Here is a 1,554-nt window from a genome sequence, read left to right as displayed (position 1 = left end):
GCCAATGAAGGCACCGATGACCGCTTCGTCTGGTGCCTGGACGCGAAGGACGGCTCGCTGCTGTGGAAATCGGACGCCGTCACCTCGGCGCTCAATGTGGTGACCGTTGGCAGCCGCTATATCTTTTCCAACGCCCTGCGCGGCAAAGGCAACGTCTACGACCCCGCCACCGGCAAGGTCGTTTACAGCATCCAGACGAACTACGCCTGCTGCCGCTTCACGATGAGCGAGCCGTATGTGCTCGGTGCGAACATGGACATGATCGACCTCAGTCAGGAGGGCAAACTCGTCTCGACCGGTCCCGCCATTGATTCCCGCGAATGCCTCGGTGCCGTCGTGAGCAACGGCCGCATCTTCTACACGTCGCAGGCCAGCGGCTTCATTGTTTCGCAGACCTATGGTCCCGAGTCGAAAGACCTGCCTCCTGCTTGGGAGGTTCGCGAGGCGAAGCAGTGAATCACTCCACCCAGCGAATGCACGACGGCATCGGCATTTCGACGGGATCACCGTGCGGGGTGATCTTCCCACCGGCAGCGTCGATTTGGAAAACCACCACGCTGTTGCCAGGCATGTTGGCGCAGAGCAGCCATCTGCCATCGGGCGTAACGAGCAGGTTCTGCGGACCTTTGCCGAGGCTGGGCTCGATGCCGATGAGGCTGAGCGTGCCATCGTCAGCGATGCGATACACTGCGATGCTGTCGTGGCCGCGATTGGTGCCGTAGAGGAGCTTTCCATCCGGCGTGATCTTCAGGTCCGCTGTGTAGCTCTTGCCGGTAAAACCGGCGGGCAGCGTTGAGATGGTCTGTTTCTCGGTGAGCGTGCCGCCCGACGCGTTCCAGTCGAAAAACGTCACCGTGTTCGCCAGTTCGTTGATCACATACACGCGTTTGCCGTCCGGATGAAACGTGAGGTGCCGCGGGCCTGAACCGGGCTGCATTTTGGCGAAGGGTTGGGCGTTATTCGGAGTGAGCGCGGCCTTGGCAGCGTCCAGCTTGTAGATCATGATCTTGTCGATGCCGAGATCGGCGGCGAGGGCGAAGCGGTTGTCCGGACTGACGACAATGCTGTGTGCGTTCGGTCCCTTTTGTCGCTGCGGATCGACGCTGGAACCACTGTGCTGAATGAAGGAGACGGCTTCACCCAGAGAGCCGTCGTCCTTCACGGGCAGTGACGCCACGCTGCCGGTGGAATAGTTCGCCACGAGCACGGACTTGCCCGTCGCATCGACATCGAGATAGCAGGAGGCCGTTCCTCGGGCCGACTGCTCGTTTAACTTCTGCAACCGGCCCGTGCGGCCTTCGAGTGCAAACGCGGCAACGTTCTCGTCTTCATCGCCACCGAACTTCTCCGCGTTGATGGCATAGAGGAAGCGGGAGTCGGGGGAAACGGCCAGAAAGAAGGGATTCTGAATCGAGGTCGTGCGGTGCAGTGGTTTGAGTGCACCCTTTTCCGAATCAAACGAGAATGCGTGAATGCCCGCCTTGTCGCCGGAGGCAAAGGCGGAGATGAACACGAGAGGTTCGGCGGCGAATGAAGAAGAGGCGATCAAGGCGG

The 1,554-nt window shown here is 60.6% G+C and carries 2 protein-coding genes; one reads left to right on the top strand and one right to left on the bottom strand.

Going from position 1 to position 1,554, the window contains the following annotated elements:
* The coding region (locus KDL09_RS23280; RefSeq protein WP_294390651.1) for a hypothetical protein at nucleotides 1–456 on the top strand (456 nt) is incomplete at its 5' end.
* A 1-nt stretch (nucleotide 457) separates the two neighbouring features.
* Here KDL09_RS23280 and KDL09_RS23275 read toward each other — a convergent pair.
* Nucleotides 458–1,554: lactonase family protein (locus KDL09_RS23275; protein WP_294390650.1), on the bottom strand; the 1,097-nt coding region annotated here is incomplete at its 5' end.

Source organism: Prosthecobacter sp. (assembly GCF_020439865.1).
Lineage (GTDB): Bacteria > Verrucomicrobiota > Verrucomicrobiia > Verrucomicrobiales > Verrucomicrobiaceae > Prosthecobacter.
The sequence above is the reverse complement of the archived record's forward strand: the minus strand, read 5'-3'. Positions and strand labels throughout refer to the sequence as shown.